This window comes from Enterobacter sp. (genome assembly GCF_977039595.1).
Genome location: NZ_CDRQYH010000116.1, coordinates 1 through 6,668, shown reverse-complemented (window position 1 = coordinate 6,668; position 6,668 = coordinate 1). Strand labels below are relative to the sequence as shown.

8 protein-coding genes are annotated in these 6,668 nt (G+C 55.6%); 2 read left to right on the top strand and 6 right to left on the bottom strand.

All coding sequences use genetic code 11. The annotated features are described in order from the left end of the window. Nucleotides 1-1,279 (top strand): tRNA uracil 4-sulfurtransferase ThiI (gene thiI / locus ACWYRJ_RS20200; protein ID WP_455508506.1); only part of this gene is annotated, 1,279 nt, incomplete at its 5' end. 94 nt (nucleotides 1,280-1,373) lie between these two features. On the opposite strand, the gene yajL is transcribed toward thiI, so the two are convergent. Beyond that, nucleotides 1,374-1,967 carry a protein deglycase YajL gene (gene yajL / locus ACWYRJ_RS20195; RefSeq protein WP_115874345.1) on the bottom strand — a complete coding sequence of 198 codons (594 nt, stop codon included), beginning with the start codon at nucleotides 1,965-1,967 and terminating at the stop codon, nucleotides 1,374-1,376. Continuing rightward, entirely contained in the window at nucleotides 1,930-2,841 is a 912-nt protein-coding gene (panE, locus tag ACWYRJ_RS20190; RefSeq protein ID WP_455508505.1) for a 2-dehydropantoate 2-reductase, read from the bottom strand. Before panE ends, yajL begins: the two co-directional genes overlap by 38 nt. 121 nt (nucleotides 2,842-2,962) lie before the next feature. On the opposite strand from panE, the gene ACWYRJ_RS20185 reads away from it, so the two are divergent. Then, complete coding sequence (locus ACWYRJ_RS20185) at nucleotides 2,963-3,454, top strand: YajQ family cyclic di-GMP-binding protein (RefSeq protein ID WP_023334701.1); 492 nt, start codon at nucleotides 2,963-2,965, stop codon at nucleotides 3,452-3,454. 31 nt (nucleotides 3,455-3,485) lie between these two features. Here the strand turns inward: ACWYRJ_RS20185 and ACWYRJ_RS20180 are convergent, their stop codons facing one another. The 4 genes from ACWYRJ_RS20180 to cyoC form a co-directional block, all read right to left on the bottom strand. Beyond that, nucleotides 3,486-4,847 (bottom strand): MFS transporter, encoded by a 1,362-nt coding sequence (locus ACWYRJ_RS20180; RefSeq protein ID WP_115874347.1) that lies wholly within the window; start codon nucleotides 4,845-4,847, stop codon nucleotides 3,486-3,488. Between the two features lie 150 nt (nucleotides 4,848-4,997). Further along, on the bottom strand, nucleotides 4,998-5,885 hold the full coding sequence (cyoE, locus tag ACWYRJ_RS20175; RefSeq protein WP_013095848.1) for a heme o synthase: 888 nt from the start codon (nucleotides 5,883-5,885) through the stop codon (nucleotides 4,998-5,000). 11 nt (nucleotides 5,886-5,896) lie between these two features. After that, complete coding sequence (locus ACWYRJ_RS20170; protein ID WP_163353507.1) at nucleotides 5,897-6,223, bottom strand: cytochrome o ubiquinol oxidase subunit IV; 327 nt, start codon at nucleotides 6,221-6,223, stop codon at nucleotides 5,897-5,899. Continuing rightward, nucleotides 6,223-6,668: cytochrome o ubiquinol oxidase subunit III (gene cyoC / locus ACWYRJ_RS20165; protein ID WP_455508504.1), on the bottom strand; the 446-nt coding region annotated here is incomplete at its 5' end. The genes cyoC and ACWYRJ_RS20170, both read right to left, overlap by 1 nt.

The following is a 6,668-nucleotide window of genomic DNA, read 5'->3' as shown; positions in this document are numbered from 1 at the left end:
AAACAAACGTCAGGATATTCGCGACGCCCTGACCCGTATTCCAGGTATCCACCATATCCTGGAAGTGGAAGATGTCCCGTTCAGCGATATGCACGACATCTTCGAGAAAGCGCTGGTCCAGTACCGTGACCAGATCGAAGGCAAAACCTTTTGTGTGCGCGTGAAGCGTCGCGGCAAGCACGAATTCAGCTCCATTGAAGTGGAGCGTTATGTCGGCGGCGGTTTAAACCAGCACGTTGAAACGGCGCGCGTACGTCTGACCAACCCGGACGTGACGGTGAACCTGGAGATCGAAAACGATCGCCTGCTGCTGGTGAAAGGGCGCTATGAAGGTATCGGCGGCTTCCCTATCGGCACCCAGGAAGACGTATTATCCCTGATCTCTGGCGGCTTCGACTCCGGCGTCTCCAGCTATATGTTGATGCGTCGCGGCTGCCGTGTGCACTACTGCTTCTTCAACCTGGGCGGCGCGGCGCACGAAATCGGCGTTCGTCAGGTGGCGCATTACCTGTGGAACCGCTTCGGCAGCTCCCACCGCGTGCGTTTCGTGGCAATCAACTTCGAACCTGTGGTCGGCGAAATCCTCGAGAAAGTGGACGATGGTCAGATGGGCGTCATCCTTAAGCGCATGATGGTGCGTGCGGCGTCCAAAGTGGCTGAACGCTACGGCGTACAGGCGCTGGTCACCGGCGAAGCGCTGGGCCAGGTCTCCAGCCAGACGCTGACCAACCTGCGTCTGATCGACAACGTATCAGATACGCTGATCCTGCGCCCGCTCATCTCCCATGACAAAGAGCACATCATCGATCTGGCGCGCGAAATCGGCACCGAAGATTTTGCCCGCACCATGCCGGAATATTGCGGCGTGATCTCTAAAAGCCCAACGGTGAAAGCGGTGAAGGCGAAGATCGAAGCGGAAGAAGAGAACTTCGATTTCAGCATTCTGGATAAAGTGGTGGAAGAAGCGTCCAACATTGATATCCGCGAGATTGCCCAGCAGACCGAGCAGGAAGTGGTTGAATTGGAGACCGTGAGCGGTTTCGGCGCGAACGACGCGATTCTGGATATTCGCTCTATTGACGAGCAGGATGACAAGCCGCTGCAGGTGGAAGGCGTCGAAGTGGTTTCTCTGCCGTTCTACAAGCTGAGCACGAAGTTTGGCGATCTCGACCAGAGCAAAACGTATCTGCTGTGGTGTGAGCGCGGGGTGATGAGTCGCCTGCAGGCGCTGTATCTGCGCGAGCAGGGCTTTGCGAATGTGAAGGTGTATCGTCCGTAGTTTCTCGCCCGGTGGCGCTTCGCTTACCGGGCCTACGGTACCGTGCATTTGTAGGCTGGGTAAGGCGTAGCCGCCACCCGGCTTTTTTTATGCACTACTCTTCATAGTAATTATAAATCCCCGCCGGCATCACCAGCGATGATGCCACTTCGTAGGCCTTCTCGCGCCCGACCAGCAGGTCAATAATCTTTAAGCCAAAATCAATCGCAGTGCCAGGCCCCTGGCTAGTCAACAGGTTTACGCGCGGGTCCCAGACGACGCGTTTGTCCACCCAATGCTCTTCCGGAATCGTATCCTTCAGCCCCGGGAAGCCGGTCATATTGCCGACGGGGAAGATATCGTGCGGAACCAGAACCGTTCCCGCGGCGGCACAGATAGCCGCGACGATACGGCCTGACAGATGGAACTGACGCACGGTCTCGACCAGCAGCGGGCTGTCGCGAAAACATTCCGCGCCTTTTAGGCCGCCGGGCAGCACGATGATGTCGTAATCTCCGTCTGCCACCTGAACAAGCGGCGCATCTGCCAGGATTTTCACCCCGCGTGAACAGGTGATTGCAAGATTGCCGTCGCTGGCGACGCTCGCGGTGGTGACCTTAATCCCGCCGCGCACCATCAAATCAATGGTGGTGACCGCTTCCATCTCTTCGCTACCAGGGGCGAGGCAGATCAGTGCTGACGCGCTCATATTCACTCTCCTTACGTTTAACCAGGTCATACAGACGGGCGTTTTCCGGCACGGAAATGCCGTGTGCGCGGGCGCGTTTTAGCAGATAGCCGGTAATGTAGTCGATCTCCGTGTGGCGTAATGCCCGAACATCCTGCAGCATTGAGGAGATGTTTTCTGCTGTACTCTCAATGACCTGCTCGACATAGCAGCGCAAATCGTCTGCCGAGGTATGCAGCCCTTCCCGCTCAACGACCGCCGCGACTTCCGCACACAAAATGGCAACGTCCTGCGGATGATTTTTCAGCTCCCCGTTCGGGCAGTTCCACAGCGCCGTCAGCGGATTGATCACGCAGTTTACCGCAAGCTTACGCCACAGCTGAGGGCGGATGTTGTTGTGCCATGCGACGTCCGGCAAGACCTTTTGCAGAACATCGGCAAGATAGCTGTAGTCGCCATCCTGTAGTCTGGCAGGACCCATGTGCGTCACGCCGCTGGCGACATGCACAATGATGTTGCCGTCGCGACGGGCTGCGTGCGTGGTTGTCGCCATCAGCAGGGGCTGCGGGACGCTTTTCAGCTCATCAAGGGTACCCATGCCGTTATGCAGCAGCAGTATGGGCGAAGTGGGGGGGAGCTGCGCGGCCAGTGTCTTTACCGCGTCTGAGACCTGCCAGGCCTTGAGCGTCACCAGTAAAAGGTCGCTTTGCGCCAGGAAATCAGGATCGTTGGCGGTGAGAGATTCGTTAAAGATGCTTCCATCTTCACCAATCAGGTTTACACTGCAGTAGGGTTGGGGCACTCGCAGCCAGCCCTGAACCTCATGTCCGTGCTTGCACAGCGCGGTCAGCCACAGCTGACCAAGCGCTCCGCATCCGAGCACCGTAATTTTCATTGTTCCTCCTCACCTGCAACTGCGCCAGGTGTTACAGCTTAATTATACAGCTAAGCTTCTGTTGAGTTATGCCTCGTAGCGGGTATTATGCAACGCAACAAAAGTGAAGGGAGAAGAAAAGATGCCATCTTTCGATATTGTTTCCGAAGTTGATATCCAGGAAGTTCGCAACGGCGTTGAGAACGCAACCCGCGAAGTTGAGTCACGTTTCGATTTTCGTGGCGTTGAGGCGTCGTTTGAGCTGAACGATGCAAATAAGACCATTAAGGTGCTGAGCGAGTCTGATTTCCAGGTGAATCAGCTGCTCGATATTCTGCGCGCCAAGCTGTTAAAGCGCGGCATCGAAGGGACGTCTCTCGATGTGCCGGAAGAGTTCGTGCATAGCGGTAAGAACTGGTTTGTAGAAGCCAAGCTGAAGCAGGGTATTGAGAGTGCGGTGCAGAAGAAAATCGTTAAGCTCATAAAAGACAGCAAGCTGAAGGTGCAGGCGCAGATCCAGGGTGAAGAAATTCGCGTGACCGGTAAGTCCCGCGACGATCTCCAGTCCGTAATGGCGCTGGTGCGCGGCGGCGATTTGGGACAACCGTTCCAGTTTAAAAACTTCCGCGATTAATATAAAAAGCCCGGTTAAACCGGGCTTTTTATCACGCCTTGAGCGCCTGCTCGACTTCGAAGCGGTTAGTCATTTTACTGTCTATCTTGACGTAAGCGCTGCGCTCTTCCGGGACAATGAGCACGTCCGTCACGCCCTCTTTTTCTTCCAGACGCTGCTTAAGCGCATCGCTGATTTCCACATCATCCGGGATTTCTATCCGCAGGCTGCTCACGTAGCGCGGCTCTTTCATGGTGCTGGCGACCAGCAGCCAGACTGTCGCTAACAGCGCACCGGCGAGAAATACGGTTTGTGAATCAAACAGGCCGTCCACCCAGCCGCCGAGCGAGCCGCCGATCGCCACGCCGAGAAACTGGCTGGTGGAGTAAATACCCATTGCCGTACCTTTGTAACCGGCGGGCGACTCTTTGCTGATAAGCGACGGCAGCAGCGCTTCCATCAGGTTAAAGGCCAGGAAGAACAGCTGCACGCCGGCAATCAGCTCCCAGAAGTGCGGACCGGCACCCCAGAGCACGATTTCGGCAATCAGCAGGACCGCCACGCAGCCCACGAAGACGCGCTTCATTTTGCGCTTCACTTCGGCGTAGATGATGAACGGCACGACGGAGACAAACGAAATCAGCATCGTGACCAGATAGATTTTCCAGTGCTCAGCCGCCGGGAAACCCGCTGCCGCAAGCTGGCCGGGCAGGGCGACAAAGGTCGACATCAGCAGGATGTGCAGACACATAATGCCAAAGTTCAGCTTCAGAAGGCGCGGCTCGACAATCACTTTGCTGAAGCAGCCTTTTACCATCCCGGATTCACGGTTGAGGACGTGGTTTTTGCTGTCCGGCACGACCCACAGGGTTAACGCAATACCAATGGTTGCCAGCACGGCAATCATCCAGAACAGGGCGTGCAGACCCAACGTGTGCGTAATGATGGGGCCAAGCACCATCGCAATCGCAAACGTTACGCCAAAGCTCACGCCGATGAACGCCATTGCTTTGGTGCGGTTTTGCTCGCGGGTTAAGTCGGACAGCAGCGCCATCACCGCGGCGGCAATCGCGCCGGAGCCCTGCAGGGCGCGGCCAAGAATAATCCCCCAGATGGAGTGGGAGAGGGCGGCAATGACGCTTCCGAGCACAAAGACCAGCAGCCCGCCGACAATAAGCGGTTTGCGGCCCACCCGGTCAGAGAGCAGGCCAAACGGGATCTGGAAAACCGCCTGCGCCAGGCCGTAGATGCCGATTGCGAGTCCAATCAGCGCCTCGCTGGCCCCCTGCAGCGCCATACCGTACGTGGTCAGAACAGGCAGGACCATAAACATGCCAAGCATCCGTAGCGAGAAGACAGTCCCTAAGCCCCAGGTCGCGCGTAGCTCGCCTGGCGTCATTTTATAATCGTTCATTACCACCTCAGTTCAAAAGCAGGCCATAGTGTAGTGCGGGGAAGGGGCGGGGTAAATAAAGGGTTATTTAACAAATATTACATGCGTTATTAGTAGATTCAGCGAATAAAAAAGGGTGCCGAAGCACCCCCTTTATTGACCTGTTTTGGCTTACCAGACGTAAGTCAGCAGGTTATGTGAATCCGGCACCATAAAGTCTACGGACATCATCACGGAAAGCGAGGTGATGGCCACAATCGAGAACACAAACAGCTTGCGCGCCCAGACTTTGTCATCTTCCACTTTGTAACCGCGCAGCGCCATACCGAGCCACCAGACGCTCACCGCAGCCGCTACCGCCAGATATTTATATCCAGCGTAACCACCCAGAGAGAGCATCAGCGTTGCCACGGCAAAGGCGATGATGTACAGCGTGATGTGGTTCTTGGCAACCGAAATGCCCTTCACGACCGGCAGAACCGGGATGTTCGCTGCCTGATAATCCTTAAAGCGGAAAATCGCGATGGCATAGGAGTGCGGCATCTGCCACAGGCTAAAGATAGCCAGCAGGATCAGCGCACCGCTGTCGAACTCGTTCGTGACCGCACAGTAGCCAATCACCGGCGGCGCAGCGCCGGAGAGAGAACCAATCAGCGTGCCGTAGACGGAGTGGCGTTTCATATACAGGCTGTAGACGCCCACATACACCACGAACCCCATCACCCCCAGCCAGCAGGCCAGTGGGTTAGCACCAAACCACAGCAGCATAAAGCCAGCAATACCCAGCAAGGTGGCGTACACCAGCGAGACGGAAGGGGCGATCAGGCCTTTCACCAGCACCCGATTTTTGGTCCTTTCCATCTTCTTGTCGATATCCATGTCGATGTAGTTGTTAAATACACAACCGGACGCAACAACCAGTGACACACCGACCAGCGTGTAGATAAAGAGGGTGTAATCAATGCTGCCCTTAGAGGCCAGCAGGAACCCTCCGATCACGGAGATCAGGTTGCCAAAGATGATGCCTGGTTTCGTTACTTGCAGGTATTGCTTAAACATACTCGCCGCTCTTAGTGAACCATCATGTTGTAGTTGAGGTTCCACATAATCCAGATGGAACCGACTACCAGGATAGCGATGATAATCACGGTAAAGATAAAGGCGGTCATATTCCAGCCTTCATCGGACTTGGTGTTCATGTGCAGGAAGCAAACCAGATGCACCAGAATCTGAATCACCGCGGTTACCAGGATTGCACCCAGAATAACCGGCTTAGACGCAGAACCGCTCATCACCATCCAGAACGGGATCACCGTCAGGATCATCGACAGGATGAAACCTGTCATGTAGGTTTTTACGCTGCCGTGGGAAGCGCCATGATCGTTAGAATGACTCATTACATCGCCCCCATCAGATAGACAACAGAGAACACACAGATCCACACCACGTCCAGGAAGTGCCAGAACAGGCTCAGGCACAGGATACGGGTACGGTTAGTACTGGTCAGGCCGCGACGGGAGATCTGGAACATCAGGACTGCCATCCAGATCAGGCCGGAGGTCACGTGCAGACCGTGAGTGCCGACCAGCGCGAAGAACGCGGACAGGAAGCCACTGCGATCCGGGCCGAAACCTTCCATGATCAGGTGATGGAATTCATAGATTTCCATCCCGATAAATCCAGCACCAAACAACCAGGTCAACGCCAGCCAGGAAACAACCTGGCTCTTGTTGTTTTTGTACATGGCGATAGCCGCCATGCCGTAGGTGATGGAGCTGAATAACAGCAGTGCGGTTTCAACCAGAACGAACGGCAGTTCAAAGATGTCCTTGCCGGTCGGGC

Excerpts from the sequence above, each read along its gene's own strand:
- yajL (WP_115874345.1), bottom strand. The coding sequence starts at position 1,967 with ATGAGCGCGTCAGCACTGATCTGCCTCGCCCCTGGTAGCGAAGAGATG.
- panE (WP_455508505.1), bottom strand. The coding sequence starts at position 2,841 with ATGAAAATTACGGTGCTCGGATGCGGAGCGCTTGGTCAGCTGTGGCTG.
- ACWYRJ_RS20185 (WP_023334701.1), top strand. The coding sequence starts at position 2,963 with ATGCCATCTTTCGATATTGTTTCCGAAGTTGATATCCAGGAAGTTCGC.
- ACWYRJ_RS20180 (WP_115874347.1), bottom strand. The coding sequence starts at position 4,847 with ATGAACGATTATAAAATGACGCCAGGCGAGCTACGCGCGACCTGGGGC.
- cyoE (WP_013095848.1), bottom strand. The coding sequence starts at position 5,885 with ATGTTTAAGCAATACCTGCAAGTAACGAAACCAGGCATCATCTTTGGC.
- ACWYRJ_RS20170 (WP_163353507.1), bottom strand. The coding sequence starts at position 6,223 with ATGAGTCATTCTAACGATCATGGCGCTTCCCACGGCAGCGTAAAAACC.